General features: G+C 67.7%; 18 protein-coding genes and 1 pseudogene. 11 read left to right on the forward strand and 8 right to left on the reverse strand.

The genetic code is table 11. The features are described from left to right. The first annotated feature begins 82 nt into the window (after positions 1 to 82). Positions 83 to 781 (forward strand): DUF1361 domain-containing protein, encoded by a 699-nt coding sequence (locus QUE25_RS10520; RefSeq protein ID WP_286264768.1) that lies wholly within the window; start codon positions 83 to 85, stop codon positions 779 to 781. 34 nt (positions 782 to 815) lie between these two features. Here QUE25_RS10520 and QUE25_RS10525 read toward each other — a convergent pair whose 3' ends face one another. Continuing rightward, complete coding sequence (locus QUE25_RS10525) at positions 816 to 2,291, reverse strand: threonine/serine exporter family protein (protein WP_286264769.1); 1,476 nt, start codon at positions 2,289 to 2,291, stop codon at positions 816 to 818. Between the two features lie 125 nt (positions 2,292 to 2,416). Between QUE25_RS10525 and QUE25_RS10530 the strand changes: the two genes are divergently transcribed. The 4 genes and pseudogenes from QUE25_RS10530 (at position 2,417) to QUE25_RS10545 (ending at position 5,551) form a co-directional block, all read left to right on the forward strand. Continuing rightward, positions 2,417 to 3,064 (forward strand): HEAT repeat domain-containing protein, encoded by a 648-nt coding sequence (locus tag QUE25_RS10530; RefSeq protein WP_286264770.1) that lies wholly within the window; start codon positions 2,417 to 2,419, stop codon positions 3,062 to 3,064. 2 nt (positions 3,065 to 3,066) lie between these two features. Next, positions 3,067 to 3,939, forward strand: coding sequence for a MerR family DNA-binding transcriptional regulator (locus QUE25_RS10535; RefSeq protein ID WP_286264771.1), 873 nt, complete (start codon positions 3,067 to 3,069; stop codon positions 3,937 to 3,939). 57 nt (positions 3,940 to 3,996) lie between these two features. Further along, positions 3,997 to 5,305: pseudogene (locus tag QUE25_RS10540) on the forward strand (ISL3-like element ISPfr8 family transposase). 42 nt (positions 5,306 to 5,347) lie between these two features. Continuing rightward, the gene (locus QUE25_RS10545) at positions 5,348 to 5,551 is read left to right on the forward strand and encodes a hypothetical protein (RefSeq protein ID WP_286264773.1); all 204 of its coding nucleotides are present in this window, start codon (positions 5,348 to 5,350) and stop codon (positions 5,549 to 5,551) included. Positions 5,552 to 5,570: 19 nt separating this feature from the next. On the opposite strand, the gene QUE25_RS10550 is transcribed toward QUE25_RS10545, so the two are convergent. Further along, the gene (locus QUE25_RS10550) at positions 5,571 to 6,911 is read right to left on the reverse strand and encodes a D-serine ammonia-lyase (RefSeq protein WP_286268544.1); all 1,341 of its coding nucleotides are present in this window, start codon (positions 6,909 to 6,911) and stop codon (positions 5,571 to 5,573) included. A 71-nt stretch (positions 6,912 to 6,982) separates the two neighbouring features. Here QUE25_RS10550 and QUE25_RS10555 point away from each other — a divergent pair, with 71 nt between their 5' ends. Together QUE25_RS10555 and QUE25_RS10560 are read left to right on the forward strand one after the other, a co-directional pair. After that, positions 6,983 to 7,864 carry a VOC family protein gene (locus QUE25_RS10555; protein ID WP_286264775.1) on the forward strand — a complete coding sequence of 294 codons (882 nt, stop codon included), beginning with the start codon at positions 6,983 to 6,985 and terminating at the stop codon, positions 7,862 to 7,864. 66 nt (positions 7,865 to 7,930) lie between these two features. After that, on the forward strand, positions 7,931 to 8,881 hold the full coding sequence (locus QUE25_RS10560; protein ID WP_286264776.1) for a cation diffusion facilitator family transporter: 951 nt from the start codon (positions 7,931 to 7,933) through the stop codon (positions 8,879 to 8,881). 94 nt (positions 8,882 to 8,975) lie between these two features. Here the strand turns inward: QUE25_RS10560 and QUE25_RS10565 are convergent, their stop codons facing one another. From QUE25_RS10565 to QUE25_RS10580, 4 genes are read right to left on the reverse strand one after another with little or no spacing between them, the layout of a single operon-like run. Then, on the reverse strand, positions 8,976 to 9,761 hold the full coding sequence (locus QUE25_RS10565; RefSeq protein WP_286264778.1) for a PRC-barrel domain-containing protein: 786 nt from the start codon (positions 9,759 to 9,761) through the stop codon (positions 8,976 to 8,978). A 29-nt stretch (positions 9,762 to 9,790) separates the two neighbouring features. Then, positions 9,791 to 10,126 (reverse strand): PRC-barrel domain-containing protein, encoded by a 336-nt coding sequence (locus tag QUE25_RS10570; RefSeq protein ID WP_286264780.1) that lies wholly within the window; start codon positions 10,124 to 10,126, stop codon positions 9,791 to 9,793. Between the two features lie 25 nt (positions 10,127 to 10,151). Continuing rightward, positions 10,152 to 11,441 carry an MFS transporter gene (locus QUE25_RS10575; protein ID WP_286264781.1) on the reverse strand — a complete coding sequence of 430 codons (1,290 nt, stop codon included), beginning with the start codon at positions 11,439 to 11,441 and terminating at the stop codon, positions 10,152 to 10,154. 41 nt (positions 11,442 to 11,482) lie between these two features. Then, a complete protein-coding gene (locus QUE25_RS10580; protein WP_286264783.1) occupies positions 11,483 to 11,734 on the reverse strand; it encodes a PLD nuclease N-terminal domain-containing protein in 252 nt (83 codons plus the stop codon). Positions 11,735 to 11,760: 26 nt separating this feature from the next. Here QUE25_RS10580 and QUE25_RS10585 point away from each other — a divergent pair, with 26 nt between their 5' ends. From QUE25_RS10585 to menD, 4 genes are all read left to right on the forward strand, one after another. After that, positions 11,761 to 12,825: an AMP-binding protein gene (locus QUE25_RS10585; protein WP_286264784.1), complete on the forward strand. Its 1,065-nt coding sequence runs from the start codon at positions 11,761 to 11,763 to the stop codon at positions 12,823 to 12,825. Between the two features lie 150 nt (positions 12,826 to 12,975). After that, the gene (locus QUE25_RS10590) at positions 12,976 to 13,854 is read left to right on the forward strand and encodes a 1,4-dihydroxy-2-naphthoate polyprenyltransferase (RefSeq protein WP_286264786.1); all 879 of its coding nucleotides are present in this window, start codon (positions 12,976 to 12,978) and stop codon (positions 13,852 to 13,854) included. A gap of 1 nt (position 13,855) precedes the next feature. Continuing rightward, on the forward strand, positions 13,856 to 14,830 hold the full coding sequence (locus QUE25_RS10595) for an o-succinylbenzoate synthase (RefSeq protein WP_286264789.1): 975 nt from the start codon (positions 13,856 to 13,858) through the stop codon (positions 14,828 to 14,830). After that, positions 14,830 to 16,416, forward strand: coding sequence for a 2-succinyl-5-enolpyruvyl-6-hydroxy-3-cyclohexene-1-carboxylic-acid synthase (menD, locus tag QUE25_RS10600; RefSeq protein ID WP_286264791.1), 1,587 nt, complete (start codon positions 14,830 to 14,832; stop codon positions 16,414 to 16,416). Before QUE25_RS10595 ends, menD begins: the two co-directional genes overlap by 1 nt. Here menD and QUE25_RS10605 read toward each other — a convergent pair. Together QUE25_RS10605 and QUE25_RS10610 are read right to left on the reverse strand one after the other, a co-directional pair. Next, the gene (locus QUE25_RS10605; protein WP_286264793.1) at positions 16,351 to 18,255 is read right to left on the reverse strand and encodes a TM0106 family RecB-like putative nuclease; all 1,905 of its coding nucleotides are present in this window, start codon (positions 18,253 to 18,255) and stop codon (positions 16,351 to 16,353) included. The two genes, menD and QUE25_RS10605, sit on opposite strands and share 66 nt — an antisense overlap. Then, on the reverse strand, positions 18,201 to 18,845 hold the full coding sequence (locus QUE25_RS10610; protein ID WP_286268545.1) for a class I SAM-dependent methyltransferase: 645 nt from the start codon (positions 18,843 to 18,845) through the stop codon (positions 18,201 to 18,203). The genes QUE25_RS10605 and QUE25_RS10610 overlap by 55 nt, the downstream gene beginning before the upstream one ends. Positions 18,846 to 18,866 lie beyond the last annotated feature (21 nt).

An 18,866-nucleotide genomic window follows, 5' to 3' on the forward strand; every position in this document is an offset into this window, starting at 1 on the left:
ATGGACGGAATATCCCGCGACGGACCGGCCGTTGTCGGTCTGTGGAGCTGACTGCGTCCGGCATTGAACCGAAGGAGACGACGTGAACGCTGTGGTGCTGCTCACCGTCGGAACGCTGCTGCTCAGCCTCTATGCGCTGTGCCTGGTGCTGCTGAGGGCTCCCGTCTTCGGGACTGCTGTGTATCGTCCGATGATCGTCAACATCGGGTTGTCGCTGACCCCGACGGCCATCCTCATCGCGGTGCTGGGCGCCATGATTGGCATCACCTTGCTCGCACCCTCAGCGGTGGCGCTGTGGGCGGTGATCGCCGTGGGCGCTGCCGGGTGGTTGCTGATGCTGCCGAACTCGGCCTATCTGATCACTGAACTGAACTTCTCGCACCGCGACGAATCCGAACGCGTGCCGTTGTGGTACGACATCGTCCTCGTGTTGACATTGGCGCTGTCCGGGGTTTTCAACACCCTGCTCAATCTGGCGCTGGCGCAGAGCCTGTATGTGCTTGTGGTCAGGCCGAACGACGATCACCCGCTCCGTCATCCGGACTCGTGGGTCATGTCCGTCGTGGTGCTCGTGCTGGTGACCTTCGGGATGTATCTGGGCCGCTATATCCGGTTCAACAGCTGGGACATCCGCCACCCGATCTCATTCGTCCGCAAGCTGGTGGGCTATTTCGCCGAGCGGGGGCACATCCGCGAGGCGCTGGGGTTCTGCACCGCGCACTCGGTGTTGCTGGCCATCTTGTACCTCATCGTGGTGGCCCCGCTCGTCGCCGTGCTGTGAGCGGCCGCCGCTGCCGGGCTCAAGCAGGCGAGGATCAGGCCGCGTAGCGCCAGGTGTGCACTGCGGCCCGTACCTCGCGGCTGAGGCTGGCGCCGACAAGTGTTCCCAGGGCGATGGCGAGCAGCGAAATGAAGACCTGGACGATGAGCCCGAGCGAGCCGGTCTGCGATGCGGCCTCACTGACGCCGATGAATCCGAGAGCACCGGGTACCAGCAGGAAATAGCCGGAGGTTCGCAGCACGACGCTGGGCGGAGCTGAACCGAATCGCTGAACCGCACGGGCTACCGGTTCGAGCACCATCGCGCCGGCGAAACCGGACAATGCCGCCCCCACAAGCAGCGATCCCAGAACCTGCGCCGCGTAGACGATGACATTGGCGAACAGGATCCAGCGCAGTGCACCCTTCGGCGCCACGGAATAGAGGTTGAATCCGATGCTGGTGAGCACCACACCCGCCCAGGGCGCCCAGGGCCCCAGCGTGGGGGCGATTCCGACCGGCTCGGGCGCGTTCACGATGACCCACGCCACGTACACACCGAACGCCAGCAGGCCCAGCTGCGCGAATCCGTAGACCAGGCGGCTGGCGCCGGCGATGACCTGGTTGCTCGCGAGCTCCACCGCGGCCACGGTGAGCATGTGGCCGGGCAGGAAGGCCAGCAGCGCGGGGGCAACCAGCCGCAGGGGGTCATCCGGCACCAGGCCGTCGAGCACGAGCAGAGTGATCAACGTGAGCACGAACGATGTCAGAACCGGCAGCAACAGCTGCACCGAGGTGCGTCCGCGCGTGAAGGTGATCATGAGACCGACGAACGCGCCCAGCACCAGGTAGACCGGGATTGCCGTTGCCGTCGGATTGATTACCATGCCGAAACCGAGCGTGAGAATTGTATGGCCGAGGATCATCGTCGGCCGATTGAACCGGGCCGGGGTTTGCTCGATCCGGGTGATCTCGCGGATGGCTTCGGCGGGTTCGGGATGCTCGTTGATCACCCGGACCACCAGCTTCTCCATCGCCCCGGCCTGATCGAGCCGATACGGCGCGGAAACCAGCGGGAAGACACCGGTGTGTGTTTGCGCGGGGTCCTCGACGAGGATCGCGGTGGGCAGCACGACCATTCGCAGATCGGGACGGCCGTAGGCGCGCGCGATCTCACCCAGCTGGCGTTCGATGTCGCTGGTCGGTAGCTGGGACGAGAGCATCGCGAGCCCGAGACTGCCGAGCAGGTCCGGGATGGACATGCTCACTTGCACCGGCTTGGCAGGGCCGCCGTGGCTGCCCCAGCCGCGCGCGATCCTCAGCATCCGCCGGACGATCAGCCGATCCCGGCTATGTCGCTTCCGGTCCTTGGTCGCCACCTGTCCGCCGGCCGGCCGGACGACCGGGGCGAACGACGCCGTCGCGGCCGGCAGCACCGTGGTCTGCTCAGCCGAGGCCGGTGTCTCGGGCTCCGGTGCATCCTGGCTTGTCAGATCGCTGTGGTTGATCGACCGCACCTCTTTCTCCAGCACCCGGCCTCCACGATTTCGAAGCTCACGTTGATCGTCTGCGGGCTGTCGCCGCTGACGCTTCCTCCACGGCACCTTGACCCTGACACGGTGGCAGGTAGTTGGGTGGTCGTCAGGAGGGGAATGACATGACGTCGACAGACTATCGCACCACTCGGCTGGACTCAGCGCTCCAGTCGCCCGATGCCTCGTTGCGGCTGCGTGCCGCGCTGGCCGCGGGAAGCGACCCGATGCCCGCTGATGTGCCCGTGCTGATCGCGCACTGCGGGACCGAGTTGGACTTCTTCGTCCGGGACATGCTGACGTGGGCACTGACCTGCCATCCGGCCGATCGGACGGTGCCCCTGCTGCTGACCGAGCTGGGTTCACCGAACCCGCAAGCCTGCGCTCAGGCATTGCACACGCTTTCGAAGATCGGGGACGCCCGGGCGTGGCCACAGATCACCGACGGTCTGCTCGGCGCGCCCGACGACGAGGTGGCCCGGGCGGCGTGGCGGGCCGCGGTTCGGCTGGTGCCGGCGGGGCAGCGGGCGAACTTGGCCCGCCGACTTGCCGGGCAGTTGGGTCGCGGCGGACGCGACGTGCAGCTCAGCCTGAGCAGGGCGTTCGTGGCGTTGGGTGCGGCCGCCGAGGATGTGCTGGCGGAGGCTGCCCTGCGAGGTAGCCCGGTGGCGCGGCTGCATGCCGCCGCCACCCAACGGCTGGTCAGCGATCCGGACTCGGGCTTCGATGCGGCGCTCGCCGAAGCCAAGAGGGTCCTTGCGTTAGGTTCGTAGGCATGCAGATCGGTGAGGTCTCGCGTCGGTCGGGAGTGAGCGTGCGGATGCTGCGGCACTACGACCGGATCGGGCTGGTCAGGCCATCGGCGCGGACGGGCGCAGGCTACCGCGAGTACGCCCAGGCCGACCTGCGCAGACTGTTCCAGGTGGAGGCGCTGCGGACGCTGTCGTTGCCGCTGGCACAGGTCGCTGCTGCCCTCGATGACCCGGAATTCGACGCCGCCGCGGCACTGTCGAGGCTCATCGGCGAGACCGAGGCGCGGATCTCGGCCGAGCGGCAGCTGCTCGGCCGGCTGCGGGAGATCGAGGCCACGGCTCCGCAGGGCTGGGACGAGGCACTGGATGTCGTCGAGCTGCTCACCGGGCTGCGATCGGGGACCGCGAGCGACCGGCAGTCGGCGGCGCTCCGCTCCGGAGCGGCCCCGCAGCCGGTTCTCGGACAGCTGGTGGACGCCTACCTCGCCGAGACCGAGCCGAGCGTTGCCGGCGCGCTGCGGTGGGCGATCGTGCAGGCCGGCGGGCCTGCGGTGGCCCTGCTGGCCGCTCGCGCGACCGATGCGGATCCCGATGTCCGTTCGCGCATCGTGTGGGCGTTGACCGCGGTCGATTCCGCTGCGTCGTCGGCGGCCCTGGCGGGCTTCGTCGATGACCCGGTGCCCAGGATCGCCGGCCGCGCGGTGCTGGCACTTGCCTCGCGCCAGCCGCCGCAGCCGGGGCCCGGGCTGGAACAGATGTGCTCGCGACTGGTGGACATGATCGCCGCGGGCATCGACGATGTGGACGCCGCCGAGAAGCTGGGCGCACTGGCGGCTCTTCGCGATCCGGGGTGTAGCGGGGGGTTGAGTCTGGCTGGCGTGTCGGGGTGGGTGTGAGGGTCGGGGTCTTCCGATGATGGGAGTTCCTACGCTGCCCATCTGAAAGACCCCGACGTGTCCCACGCTACCTTTGCTGCCCCCGATCTGACCACGTTCGCCCGCCTGGATGACCTCGGCCTCGTGGTGGTGGGCCAGAGAGTCCTCCCGGATCGCTGCGAGGTGGCCTGCCGGGTGGTGGACGATGACCGGTGGTGTCGCGAGTGTGGGTGCGAAGGGATCCCCCGCGACACCGTGGTCCGTCGCCTCGCCCACGAGCCCTCGGGCTGGAGACCGGTGACACTGGTGGTGCGAGTGCGTCGCTACCGCTGTTCGGGGTGTGGGCGTGTGTGGAGGCAGGACACCACTGGGGCGGCCCAGCCGCGCTCGAAACTGTCCCGGGGCGGACTGCGTTGGGCCCGTGGCGGGCATCGTCGTCCAACACCTCACCGTCGCCCGGGTCGCTGAGGGTCTGGGCGTGTCCTGGGACTGCGCCAACACCTCCGTCCTGGAGGAGGGACGCAGGGTCCTCATCAACGATGAGCATCGCTTCGAGGGTGTGACCACGATCGGGGTGGACGAGTACGTGTGGCGGCACACGCGCAGGGGCGACAAGTTCGTCACCGTGATCATCGACCTCACCCCGCTGCGCGAGGGAAGGGGTCCTGCCAGGTTGTTGGACATGGTGGAGGGCCGCTCCAAGAAGGCCTTCAAGGAGTGGCTCAGCCAGCAAGACCCTGCGTGGCGCGACCGGATTGAGGTGGTCGCCATGGACGGCTTCACCGGGTTCAAGACCGCAGCGAAGGAAGAACTCCCCGACGCGGTGGAGGTCATGGATCCCTTCCACGTCGTCCAGCTCGCCGGCGATGCCCTGGACCACTGCCGCCAGCGCGTCCAGCAAGACACCACCGGACATCGAGGCCGGTCCGGGGACCCCCTGTACGGGGTGCGCAAGACCCTGCACACCGGGATGGATCTCCTCACAGACAAGCAACGCACCCGCCTGGAGGGCGTCTTCGCCCAGGACGCTCACGTCGGGGTGGAAGCCACCTGGGGCATCTACCAGAAGATCGTGGCCGCCTACCGCGATCCCGACCCCAAGGCCGGGCGAGCCCAGCTGGCCCACGTCATCGAGGTCATCAGCCGCGGCGTTCCCGCCGCCCTCGCTGAGATCATCACCCTGGGGCGCACCCTCAAGCGGCGCGCCACAGACGTCCTGGCCTACTTCGAGCGCCCCCACACCTCCAACGGCCCGACAGAAGCCCTCAATGGCCGACTGGAACACCTGCGCGGCTCAGCCTTGGGCTTCCGAAACCTGACGAACTACATTGCCCGCAGTCTCCTCGAGGCCGGAGGATTCAGACCCCAACTACACCCTCAATCGTGAAGAGCCGCACTGGCGGCGCGCTCGCCAGACACCGCAGCGACGGTGATCGCCCTAGTCGAGTCGCGGATGGCGGCGCTTGAGCAGACCGGACCCGCGGGCACCGATGCGTCCGGCCGCGGTCGGCTCGTCCAAGCCCTCGGCGAGGTACCCGGCGAGTCCGCCGGCAACCTGCTGCGCAGCCTGCTGGACGATCCGGACGCTGCGGTCGCGCGGACGGCGCGCTACCTGCTCGACGGCCGGCGATGACGACGTCTGCGTCGTGGGATCAGCCCAGCGCGGCGCCGCGGTCGAGGTAGGACGCCATCTCGGGCGCGGGAACCATGCCGCCGCCGGTCGCCCACGCGATGTGGGTGGCCTGCGCCAGCCGAGCGCTGTCGAGGTCGTGTTCCTCACGGTAGTGAGGATCGCTCAGTAGGCGCCAGGGTCCGGGCAGCCCGGCCGCTGCGGAAGGCTCGACGTCCAGGCCCTCGGCCTCGTGCAGCAACCAGATCAGCCGGAAAAGTTCGTCATCGGAGACTGTGTAGCAGCCGTCGATCAGGTGCTGCATCCGGCGACCGACGAATCCGGATGGGCGCCCGACGGCGAGGCCATCGGCGGCGGTCACGTTGTCGATCCCGAAATCGGCGACGCTGACCCGCTCGTGGGCGCCGGTGACCATGCCCAGCAGCATGCTCGATGAGTGCGTCGGTTCGGCGAAGACGCAGTGCACGTCGTCCCCGAACAGGGTCTTCAACCCGAACGCCACGCCGCCGGGGCCGCCGCCGACACCGCAGGGCAGATAGACGAACAGCGGATGGTCGGCGTCCACCTGCACCTCGAGAGCCTGCAATTGACCCGCCAGCCGTCTGGCCGCGACGGCATAGCCGAGGAACAGCCGGGCAGAGTTCTCGTCGTCGATGAAATAGGTCAACGGATCGTCGAGGGCCTGCTGGCGTCCGGCCGCCACGGCCATCGAATAGTCGGCGTCGTATTCGATGACATTGACGCCATGGGAGCGGAGCAGATCCTTCTTCCACTGCCGGGCGTCTGCGGACATGTGCACGGTCACCCGGAAGCCGAGCTGGGCCGCCATGATGCCGATCGAGAGCCCGAGGTTCCCGGTCGATCCGACAGCGATGGTGTGGTGGCTGAAAAACTCGCGGGCCTGGGGGCTGTTGAGGGCGCGATAGTCGGCCCCGGGCGTCAGCAGTCCGGATTCGACAGCCAGCGATTCTGCGTGGGCGAGTACCTCGTAGATGCCGCCGCGGGCCTTGATCGAGCCGCTGATCGGCAGCACGCTGTCGAGCTTGGCGAATTGCTGACCGGGCAGGGTGAATCCGTATCTGTGGCCGAGGGCCTGCTGCATCCCGCTGATCGCCACCAACGGCGATTCGATGATTCCCGCGCTGGGTCGCGTCTGCGCGAAGACCTCGGCCAGATAGGGCGCGAACCGCTTCAGGCGGTCGGCTGCATCGTCGATGTCAACCGCAGTCAACCCGACCGCGGCCAACCCCTCGGCCGCCGGCAGCAAGGCAGGATTGAACCAGGTGGTCTCGCGGAGCCGGACCACATCGTCCAGCGGGGGACAGTCCGCCAGCCAGTCGGACAGGCTTTTGCCCATGATCATTTGCGTCACTGCGTTTCTCCCCGCGTACAGAATTGTAGGTGAACGGTCATCGCCGACGAGAGGAACTTGCCATGCAGCGCATCATTCCCAACATCTGGTTCGACCGCAATGCAGCTGAGGCGGCCGACTTCTACACCGCTGTCTTCCCGGACGCCCGGGTGCTTGACACCCAGTACTACCCGACCGAAGGCCTGCCGGACTTTCAGGCGGGCTTGGCAGGCGAGGTGCTGACGGTTGATTTCGAACTGGCCGGATACCGGTTCACGGCGATCAATGCCGGCCCGGAGTTCACAGTCAATCCGTCGGTCTCCTTCATGGTGCTGTTCGACTCATCGCGTGATCCGCAGGCGCGGAGCCATCTGGACGAATTGTGGGCTGCGCTCGTGGAGGGCGGACGGGCGCTGATGCCCCTCCAGGCCTACGACTTCAGCCCGCACTTCGGCTGGATCGAGGACAAGTACTCGGTGAGCTGGCAGCTGATGCTGACCGACGGGTCGGCCGGGCCGAGGCCGTTCATCGTGCCGAGCATCATGTTCGGGAGCAGCGTGCAGGGGCGGGCCAAGGAGGCGATCGACTACTACACGGGAGTTTTCGGCGGGACGATCGAGACGGCGACCTTCTACCCGGCCGAGGCAGGTGCGGTAGCCGGCGAGGTCAACTTCGCCGAATTCCGGATCCTCGACCAGTGGCTCGCCGCGATGGATTCGGCCGATCAGCAGTTCACGTTCAACTGCGGGGTCTCCTTGTTGGTGAAGTGCGCTGATCAGGGCGAGATCGACCGCTACTGGGACCGGCTCAGTGCGGTACCCGAGGCCGAGGCATGCGGCTGGTGCGCCGATCGGTTTGGGCTCAGCTGGCAGCTGGTCCCGGCGAACATGGCCGAGCTGATGACCAGACCCGGCGCCTACCAGCGAATGCTCGCCATGAAGAAGCTGGTGATCGCCGACCTGTAGCGGGCCGCGGGCGCTGTCGTGAGACGGTCCTTGGCCGGGTCGTCGTGACGTGCACATACTTGGTCAGTGACCCCACGACGTCCTATCGAACCCGAGCCCGACCATTCGCCTCGGTACGCACCACCGCCCGACCTCAGCAAGTACGCGATCTTGTCCATCGCGGCGGCTGTCGTCACGATCATCCTCAAGGGTGGCGCTGCCTGGCTCACCGGCTCGGTCGGCCTGCTCTCGGACGCCGCAGAGTCACTTGTCAATCTGGTCGCTGCCATCGTCGCCTTTGTCGCACTCAAGGTCAGCATCAAGCCCGCGGACGACAACCACCCCTACGGCCACAGCAAGGCTGAGTACTTCAGCGCGGTCATCGAAGGCGTGATGATCTTCGTCGCTGCGGCCTTCATCATCGCGACGTCGGTCGAGCGCCTGATCAATCCGCGTCCGCTGGAGCGGCTCGGTCTGGGCCTGATGATCTCGGTGGTCGCCGCGATCATCAACGGTGTGGTCGGATACCTGCTGCTGCGCAAGGGCCGTGAGACCCGATCGGCGACCCTTCTCGCGGACGGGAAACACCTGCTCACCGACGTCGTCACTTCGGCGGCGGTGCTGTTGGGGGTTGCGCTGGTCGCCATCACCCAGCAGCCGCGACTCGACCCGATCGTCGCGTTGCTGGCGGGCCTCAACATCTTGTGGACGGGCATCGCGCTGATCCGCGACTCCGTCAACGGCCTGATGGATATTGCCCTGCCCGAGGAGACCAACGAGAAACTCGAAGCAGTCCTCGACCGCTTCCGTCAGCCCGGCGCCATCGAATTCCACGCCTTCCGCACGCGGCGCGCCGGCAGCCGTCAGTTCATGGACGTCCATGTGCTCGTCCCCGGCACCTGGAGCGTCTATCGCGGCCACGATCTCACCGAGGACGTCATCGATGCGCTCGTCGAGGTCGTCCCGGACATCCGGGTCTCCGCCCATCTCGAGCCGATCGACGATCCACGCTCCTACGCAGACGAGGACGACTACTGAGGGTTGCTCAGTAGTCGTCCTCGGTCAGTGGGCGTGCGTGGCCGTCCCGGTCAGTGGTCGTGCGTTGGCCGTCCCCGGTCAACGCGACCGGTTGTCAGCGGGCGTCGTAGAGATCCTCGCCGTTGATCGCGACGGTCGGCTCGCCGGCCTCGGCATCGTCCGACTGTGCTTCGTCCTGCTGGGCGGCGGCCTGCTCGGGCGCATCCGCGGTGGCCGACCCAGCTGAGCCAGTCGTGAACTCCGTCGGCTGCCCGGCTGCGCCCTCGATGACTTCGCCGGTCACATCGTCCTCGGTCACGTCGAGATCCGCGCTGTCGGTGTCGTCGTCGGTGACCTCGGCCACGGCATCGTTGTCGGCCACCTCGGTGATCACGTCGTCCTGGGTGATCTCCGCGGCTGCAGCATCCTCGGCGGTGGTCAGGTCCTCGGCGAGGCCGAGGTCGTCGGCCTCCGTCAGTGGCTCGGTCTCGGTGGCCTCCACCTGAACATCGACGATGTCTTTGGCGGCCTCGTCAGCGGTGTCGTCCTCGCTGGCGGCCTCGGCGGCAACATCCGGTTCCACTGCCACGATGGTGGCGATCCCGTAATAGTTGTACAGCTGGGCTTCCTCATCGGCGTCCAGATGCTTGTCCGGATCGACTCGTGGGGCTTCCTTGATCTTCTCCGTCGAGTACGGAGTGGTGATCTTGCCGTCGGCCACGATTGCCTGCTCCAACGGTACGAAGGTCTCCTTCAAACCGAACAGCCCGGTCTTGACCGTCACCCAGCTGGGCTGTCCGGTCTGATCGTCGAGGTAAACCTGGCCGACGCTGCCGACCCGGTCGCCGTTCACGTCGATGACGTCGCAGTTGAAAAGTTCTTCGTAAGCGTTATCGGCCATAGCGGCAATCCTTTCATTCATGCCCAAGATTAGTTGAGGCTGCTGGGCTCGGGCAGGATGAACGGCAAACCGTAGTGTCGCAGGATCGCCGCCTCCTGATCGGGGGTCAAGTGGGGATCATCGGTAGCCAGCGGCGCTCGCTTGACCAGTTCGGTGCTGAAAGGCACCTCGACCAAGCCATCGCTGACTAGGGCTCCCGCCAGCGGGACGAAGACCTCACGCTGGCCGAACAATCCCGCCCTCGCGGTCAGGAAGGTCACCTCACCGGTGGCATCGTCCAGATAGATCCGGCCGACGCTTCCGATGCGCGAACCCTCGTCATCAATCACGATGCTCTTGCGGAGCCCCTCACGTTGGTCGGCCATCGAGACCTCTCTGTTCGTCGGACAATCACCGGGTTGTCCCGCCATCGACCTCTTCACTGAGGCTACCGCGCTCCAGATGCAGCCAGCCACGACGATGCGGGTCGAAGCTGAACCGCAGCTGATCGGTCCGCATGATCACCCAGGTGATGATGATCAGTCCGAGTGCCACGAAGAAGACCCCGAAAAGCACCGTCGACTGCGGGCCGACGTTGTCACCGAACCATCCGACCACCGGCGAGATCAGGGGAGTGACGCCCATGATCACCAGACCCCACAGCGCCATCACGCGTCCCCGCATCTGGGGTGAGGTGGCCGACTGCAGCATCGTGTTTGCGGTAACCAGCACGGTGATGGTGGCGAAGCCGACCGGGATCTGCCAGCCCACGAACCAGCCAAACTGCGGCGCGAATGCCGCCAGCACGTTGAACAGCACATAGCCGCCCATCCCCACCAGCACGAAACGCAACCGCGGACGCTCGCGTCCGGCCGCCCACAGCGCAGCGAACAGCGCACCCAGGCCCATCGCCGAACCGACGATGCCGAACTCGCCGGGACCACGGTCGAAGAACTGCGTCGACATCACGGCATTCGAGATCTGATAGTTGAATCCCAGCCCGCCGACCGTGAATCCGCAGGCCAGCAAGATCATCAGGTCCGGACGATGCCACGCATAGCGCAGACCCTCGCGGGTGCGCCCGCGTCCCTTGACCACCGGCGCCGGGTGCAGGTGCTCTTCTCTCAGCATCGCCAAGCAGGTGAGCATCACGACATAGCTCAGCGAATCGACGGCGATCGCCCAGCCGGTGCCGACCAGTTCGATCAGCAGGCCTGCCACGCCAGGCCCGATCAGTCGAGCGGTGTTGAAGCTCGCCGAGTTCAAGCCGATGGCGTTCGGCAGATTGGCCGGCGGCACCACCTCGCTGACGAAGGACTGCCGGGCCGGATTGTCGAAGGTATTCGCCAAGCCATCGTTGAGCGCCAGCAGATAGACCATCCACAGTTGGGCGTGCCCGCTCAGCACCAGGCCCGCCAGGATGATCGAATCCATCGCCATGATCGATTGGGTGACCAGCAGGATGCGCCGCTTCGGGAAGCGGTCGGCGATCGACCCGGCATAGGCGGACAGCACCAGTTGCGGAGTGAACATAATCGCGGTGACAATGCCCAACGCCGAGGCGCTGCCGTCGGTCAGCTCCATCAGCACCAGCCAGGAGACGGCGGTGCGGCCCACCCAGGTGCCGGTATTGCTCGTCAGAGCACCAGTGAAATACCGACGGTAACCAGGGAGAGCCAGGGAGCTGAAAGTCGCGTTCATGTCAGGCCAAGGCTATGCCCAGCCGGAAACCGCTTCCCGGGTCACAGCCCGCGCAGAAAATCCTCGTTCTCGTCCGGCGGAAGCGAGCGCGGCGGCGGATTACCACGTCCCGGTGGCAGCGGACGACCGAAGAAAAGCCACGCCAGCGGTCCGATGCCCGGCACGCAGATGACGGCCACAGCCCACAGCCACTTGGGTGCGCGCCGCACCTCCCAGGTACGTGCCTGGGCCACCTCGATCGTGCAGTAGATCGTCAACGCGATCAGCACGAGAATCGGGATAATGCGGGCCATGGCTCCAGTCTACCTACCATGGCTACGTGGCCTCCCGTTTGCAGCTGTGTGACCCTCGCGATGCCGGCAGGTTGCTGCCGCGGGCATTGGACGGTGAGTTCGTGCTGGCGCCGGTCGCCGACGATCGTGCGGCGCAACTGATCGATGCTGCCGTTCCGGTCACCGAGCCGGACGCCGCCGTCATCGTGACGACCTCCGGCTCGACCGGCGATCCCAAACAGGTCGTCTTGTCCGCGTCCGCGATCCGGGCGTCCGCGAGCGCCTTCCGGCAGCGCTACGGGGCCTTCAGCTGGACCTGCGTGCTGGGCGCCCAGCACGTGGCGGGCCTGATGGTGCAGGCCCGTGATCTGCTCGACCGCCCCTATGCCGATGGACGCACCGCCATCTCGATCGTGCCGACCCAGCTGGTGCGGGCGCTGCGCGAGCCTTCCTCGGCCGCCGAACTGGCCGCCTACGACGCGGTGCTGGTGGGGGGAGCGGCCATCCGGCCCGCGCTGCTCGACCAGGCCGAGGCCGCCGGCATCGCGGTGCTGACCAGCTATGGCATGAGTGAGACCTGTGGCGGGGTGGCCTTCGATGGGAGCCCGCTGCCCGGTGCCGATATCGCAATCGGCGACGACGGGCGCATCGACATCGGCGGCCCGATGCTGTTCTCCGGCTACCGGCTGGACCCGGAAGCCACGGCGAAGGTCCTGGTGAACGGCAGGCTGCTGACCAACGACCGGGGGCAATGGGTGATCGATGACGACGGGCAGCGGCAGCTGCGGGTGCTCGGGCGCATCGACGATGTGATCATCTCGGGTGGTGTCAACGTCGATCTCGCCCGGCTGCAACGGGTGCTGGATGCCCGCATCGATCGTCCCGCGGTCGTCGTGGGAGTGCCCGATCCCGAGTGGGGCACCAGAGTCGTGGTCGCGACGACCAGCGACGAGGCCGTGATCGGCCAGTGGCGCGACGAACTGCGTCCGTACCTGGAGCCGGCCGCGCTGCCCAGGCAGCTGCTCGTGGTCGAGGCCTTCCCGCGTACCGATTCGGGCAAGCTGGATCGCCGGCGGCTCGCCGAATGGGCCGCTCAGCCGGGCAGATCGTGACAGATCTTCTTCAGTTGGCGCGTTGGATCGATCCAAAAGCCGAATCCGGGCCCGAGCGGCCCCAAGTGAAGAAGGATAGGCACGCCGAGCGTGGCAAGATTAGGGACCTCAGCGCTGAAACCGGCCAGCCGAGCCGAGGGGGAATTGAACGTGGCGAGTGTCGCCGAGTGGATCGAGGGCGCGCGTCTGCGGACGTTGCCCGCAGCCGTCGCACCAGTGCTGGCGGGTGCCGGTATCGCGATTCACGAGCAGGGGTTCAGCGCGACCCGCACGATCCTGGCCGCGCTGGTCGCCCTCGGGCTGCAGGTCGGAGTCAACTACGCCAACGATTATTCGGATGGGGTGCGGGGCACCGACGCGCAGCGGGTCGGCCCGCAGCGGCTGGTGGGGTCCGGAGCGGCCCGTCCGGGGCAGGTGAGAGCGGCGGCGTTCGGCTGTTTCGGTCTGGCTGCAGTCTTCGGGCTGGTACTGGTCGCCCTGGCCGGCCAGTGGTGGCTGATCGGAGTCGGAGCTGCCTGCATCCTGGCCGCTTGGTATTACACCGGCGGCAAGCATCCTTACGGCTATCTCGGACTGGGCGAGGTGTTCGTCTTCATCTTCTTCGGCCTGGTCGCCACCGTCGGAACCGCCTATGTGCAACTCGGGCAGGCGCCCTGGCCCGCCTGGACCGCCGGCACAGGCATGGGAGCGCTCGCCTGCGCCGTGCTGGTCTGCAACAACCTGCGGGACATCGCCAATGACAAGGCCGCCGGCAAACGCACCCTCGAGACTCGACTGGGTGAGCGCGGCAGCCGCATCTTCTACGCCATCCTCGCCGGCATCGCAGTGCTGGCCGTGATCGCCACCGCCGCCGGCACCACCTGGTGGGCGCTGGCCGGCCTCGCCATGGTGATCTTCCTCATCCCTGCCACCCAGCATGTGCTCGGCGGTGGCCAGGGCCTGACGCTCGTCCGCACACTGAAATTCACCGGCTTCGCCGAGCTGGCCGGTGGCCTGGGCATTTTTGCCGGAATGTTGATCGGAGCCTGAAATGTTCGCCGGAGTCTTCGACGAGGTATTTGTCTACAGCATCCCCATGCGTCTGCCGATGCGCAATATCACCACCCGTGAAGGCATGCTGCTGCGTCGCCGGGACCGGTGGAGCGAGTGGAGCCCCTTCCTCGAGTACTCGGACGCCGACGCCGCCCGCTGGCTGCAGGCATCGCTGCTGAGAACCGATCCGGAGATCAGGCGCGACCGTATCCCGGTCAATGTCACCATTCCGGTCGTCTCGCCGCGCCGCGCAGCCGACCTGGTGCGCTGCTCGGGCTGCCGAACCGCCAAGGTCAAGGTCGCCGACCCCAACTCCTGCCTGGAAGACGACCTCGCGCGGCTCGCGTCGGTACGTGCCGCACTCGGCGACGAGGGTGCGGTCAGGGTGGACGCGAATGGCGCCTGGAGTGTCGATCGCGCCGAACGGGCGCTGACCGCGATGGCGGCCTACAACTTGCAGTATGCCGAGCAGCCGTGCGCCAGCGTCGAAGAGCTGGCCGAGCTGCGGCGCCGGCTGCGAGACAAGCAGATCGACGTGCCGATCGCCGCGGACGAGTCGATCCGCCGGGCCGAGGACCCCTACCGGGTCGCCGAACTCGATGCCGCCGACGTGATCGTGCTGAAGACCCAGCCGTTGGGTGGCTGGCGTCGCTGCGTCGAGTTGGCCACCGATCTGGGCTTGCCTGCTGTGATCAGTTCTGCTTTGGAGACCAGTGTCGGCATCTGGGCGGGCCTGCAGGCCGCGGCAGCATTGCCGTCCCTCGACCTGGCGTGTGGCCTCAACACCGTCAAGATGCTCGCCGACGATGTGATCGATCAGCCCCTGATCGCCACCGACGGCTATCTGGTGCTGGGGGAGCGCCCGATACCGTCGCCCATCGCGCTGCTGCGTGTTCGCGCGGACTCCGCGCGCCAGACCTGGTGGCGCGACCGGCTCAACCGCTGCCTCGCACTGGCCATGGACAAGCACTGATGGGCTCAGCCGGTTTGGGACTGACGCTGGCCGAGGGGCTGGCGTCGGCGGGCATCACGCAGGTCGTGGTCTGCCCGGGTTCACGCAGCACGCCGGTGGCGCTGGCCCTGGCCCGCCTGGCCGGCGAGGGCAGAGTCCGGCTGCACACCAGAACCGATGAACGCGCTGGCGGCTTCCTCGCCCTGGGGCTGGCCAGGGCGGGCGGGGCAGCGGCGGTGCTGGTGACCTCGGGAACCGCGGTCGGCAATCTGATGCCGGCGGTGATGGAGGCCCGCGCGTCCGGGGTGATGCTGGTGGTCATCACGGCCGATCGTCCGGCCACGTTGGTGGGCACCGGCGCCAACCAGACCACCCATCAGGTAGGCATCTTCGGCCGCCATGTCGTCGGCGACCTGGCGCTGGCCGGCAGCGACGACGCGCCCGCAGCGTGGTCCGCGCAACTGTCGCGGCTGTTCGCGGCAGGGTTCGGGCTGCGCACCCGCGAGCCCGGCCCGGTGCACATCAACGCCGCCTTCACCGAACCCTTCGTCGATGATCTGATGGCCGATCCGGAGCCGACCAGGCTGACCTCGGTCGCCCGTTCGCGTCCGGCCGTGCCGGCCCAGCTGGTCGCGGGCCCGCGCACCGTCGTGCTGGCCGGGGACGCCCCCGCCCAGGTCGGGCACCGCGCCCGCGAACTGGCCGAGACCGCCCGGCTGCCGCTTTTCGCCGAACCGTCCAGCAATGCACGTTCGGGCCGGTGCGCGATCGCCGGGTACCGGCTGCTGCTCGACACCGCACTGGGCGAGCGCATCGAGCGCGTCCTGGTCTTCGGCCATCCCACCTTGTCGAGGCCGGTTCATCGGCTGCTCAGCCGGCGCGACATCGAACTGGTCGTGGTCAGCCCCTCGGCGAGCTGGCCGGATCCGGGATGGGCCGCCAGCCAGGTCTGCGATGATGTCGAGCTGGCTCCCGGCGACGATGACTGGCTGAACGAGTGGCGGCTGGTCGACCGCGAGCTGCCCACCGACCCGAGTCCGGCCGGCCGGCGCGCCGCAGGCCGTGGCGGCGGTGTGCTGACCGGGCAGTCGGTCGCCGATGCCGTGGTCGCGTCCGCACCGCAGAACTTGGTGTTCGGCGCGTCCAGCCTGATCCGCAACGCGGACCTTTCCCCGATCGCCGACCCGGTACCCGACGACCCGCCGACCATCTGCTGGGCCAACCGGGGACTGTCCGGCATCGACGGGGTGATCTCGACCGCCGCGGGCATCGCGTTGGCCACCGCTCGCCCCGCGACCGTGCTGATCGGCGACCTGGGCTTCCTGCACGACGCCGGCTCCCTGCACATCCCGGCCGGTCAGCCGGTGCCTGATCTGCGCATCGTGGTCGGAGACGACGACGGTGGCAGCATCTTCGGCACGCTCGAGGTCGCCGATGCGCCCTGCTACCAGCCGCTTTTCGCCATGCCCCACGGACGCGATCTGGCCGCGATCGCCGAAGGCTACGGCTGGCCCGCCCGACGCGTCGACGGCGTCGATGAGCTACTCGAATATCTCGGCCGGCCGGTGCACGGCATCGAGGTGCTGGTCGCCGTGTTCGGCGCGTAGCCAGGCCCGCAGTGCGGCCGTCGCCCGTACGTCGTCCTCGTTGTAGTCGAGGACGCGCTGCCGGGCGTCGTCCCGGGTCCGCGGGTCGGGACCGTGCGCAGCCTCGGCGAACCAGCTCTGCGAATTGAGCCCACCGGGGGAGTCGTCGCGCCAGCTGAATCCCGCACCCGCATGCGCGACCGTCTTCAGGCCGAGCCCGTGCGCGCCGAAGAAGTGCTTCCTGATCACGGTGAACAGGTCCACATGGGCGCTGCGGAGCAGGTCCAGGGCCTGGCGCAGCTCCGGGGACTTGGAGACCTGAACGAGTTTGGTGAGGTGCACCATCTCGTAGTCCGAGTAGTGATAGACGCGGGTGTGCGGATGCTCGGCCAGCATCGAGGTCAGCCAGCTCATCGCCTGGATCGCCAGCCGGATCTCGCCCTCGGCGTCCAGATCGCGGAACTCACCGAACCAGGCATAGCGCCCCGATTGCCAGTCGTCGCTGCCGGCCACCCAGAACCCCCACAGATAGATCCGGTCGGCTGCCGAGGTCTCGATATCCCAGTCGATCTCGATCTGCGACGACGGCAACCCGATGGCACCACGGGTGGTCCGCTCCAGGTCGACCCCGCTGCTGATCATCCGGGCCCGGCGGGCAGCCAGCAGCAGCCGGTCGTCCGCATGATCGCGGTGGCGCACCTCGGGCAAATAACGCGGCAGCAGCGCGTCCAGGTCGGTGGTCGCCAGGTCGTGGATGGACTGGATGCCGAGACTGCGCAGCACGCTGACCTCGCGGACGTCGAGCGGTGACTTGTCGATGCGCAGCGACAGATCGTCCGAACCCAGGATCGGCGCGCATACCGCCCACCACTGGCAGGAGCTGCATTCGCGGACGAAGATGGGCCGCACCATCGGGCCGACGCCGGTCTCGCCGTGCGCGCGCTCGCGGGCCGCCCGGGCCAGGTTGACCCGGAAGGTGTGCTCGTGGTCGTAGCGTTCCAGCGGCGAACGCAGCGTCCAGCCGGACGATGATGTTCGCGAGAAGGTGCGGATCTGCTTGCGGCTCAACTCCACCCAGGCGACCATCTGGGTTCCCGATGATCCCGGCCCGCTCGCCAGGCTCAGCGCCGGTTCGCTGGCCCGCTCACCCTCGGTGAAGAAGGTGCGGCGCACGGTGTCCTTGCCGATGATGCCGGCGACCGGCTCCCCGGCCGACTGCCAGCCGGCCGCCTCCAGGAGCCGCCAGAAGTGGGCGAGCTGCAGCTGATCGTTCTCGCGTCCGGTGCGCAGCCGGGCATCGGTCATCTCGAGCCGCTCGCCGTGCCACGGGGTCGCCAGCGGGCTGCCGGCCAGCTGATGGGCGCGGCTGTGGCGCTCCAGCATCCGCTTCGGCTTCACGTGGACGGGCAGATAGCCGGGTGTTCCCTCGGCATGGTCGGCGCCCCGGACCAGCACCGACGGGCTGCCCCAGCGGTGTCCGGCGTAGTCGATCGGCAATTGCGGGGCGATGATCAGCGGCACACCCGAGCCCACCGCGTCGCGGGTGGCGTCGCGGATGACCGCCAGGTCTTCACCGGCCAGCAGCCGCAGATCCAGCGCTCCGGTGACGCGGGCCAGCCGGTCGAGCATCTGGTCGATGAACTCCCGGCTGGCGAAACGCTCGGCCTGAAGCTCGCTGCTGATGCGCACCCCGGCCATACTGCCGCCCACCGGCGACGAGATCGAGGTATCGAAATGGTTCTGCACCTTCACCGGGCAACGGATCGCTGCGTAGGAATCGAGCAGAACCGGATCGTCCGGCAGGCTCACTTCACCCAGCCGCGATGCATGGCGACGATGCCGCCGGTCAGGTTCTTCCACTGGACGTCCCGCCAGCCCACCTCGGTCATCAGCTCGGCCAGGCTGCGCTGGTCGGGCCAGGCCAGGATCGACTCCACCAGGTAGTCGTAGGCCGGTGCGTTCGACGAGACCACCCGGAAGCGGGGCATCACATGATGCATGTACCAGCGGTAGGCGACGCGGAACGGCGTCCAGGTGGGGGTGCTGAACTCGCAGACCAGGATGCGTCCGCCCGGCCTGGTGACCCGCAGCAGTTCGGCCAGCCCGGCCCGGGTGTCGTGCACATTGCGCAGGCCGTAGCTGATCGTCACCGCGTCGAAGCTGTCGTCGGCGAACGGCAGCGCCAGCGCGTCGCCGGCCACGAACCGCAGATCGGGGTAGCGGTGATGTCCTTCGGTGAGCATGCCGAGCGACAGGTCCGTGGGGAACGCGATGGCACCGGCTCGGGCCAGCGGTTCGGACGACGTGCCGGTGCCGGCAGCCAGATCGAGGATGCGCTCGCCCGGCTGGGGTGCGATCGCGGCCAGCACGGCCTTGCGCCAGAACCTGACCTGGCCGAAGGTCATCAGGTCGTTCATCAGGTCGTAACGGCGGGCAACGTCGTCGAACATGCCGGCGACATCGCCGGGCTG

This window comes from Brooklawnia propionicigenes (assembly GCF_030297015.1).
GTDB classification, from domain to species: domain Bacteria; phylum Actinomycetota; class Actinomycetes; order Propionibacteriales; family Propionibacteriaceae; genus Brooklawnia; species Brooklawnia propionicigenes.